Source organism: Virgibacillus sp. 7505 (genome assembly GCF_002272135.1).
Lineage (GTDB): Bacteria > Bacillota > Bacilli > Bacillales > Amphibacillaceae > Terribacillus.
Map to the genome: position 1 here is coordinate 1 of NZ_NPBF01000363.1, position 227 is coordinate 227.

Sequence of the window (227 nt, forward strand, 5' to 3'; positions counted from 1 at the left end):
GCTAGTGGAGAATTTTTAGATTTGTATGAAATGGAGGAATGGCAGTTTGCATACAGAAGCTTTGAAATGGGGCATTTTAGGGACAGCTTCAATTGCAAAACGAGCAATTATCCCTGGAATCGCTGCATCCGAAAGCGGCGAAGTGGTAGCAATCGCGAGCCGTTCACTTGAAAAAGCGCAGGCATTTGCGGCTGAGCATGACATTAAAACAGCGTACGGTTCTTATG

General features: G+C 45.4%; 1 pseudogene. It reads left to right on the forward strand.

The features are described 5' to 3' along the window. Positions 1 to 46: 46 nt before the first annotated feature. Positions 47 to 227, forward strand: a pseudogene (locus tag CHH91_RS19345) (Gfo/Idh/MocA family protein); the annotation flags it as partial.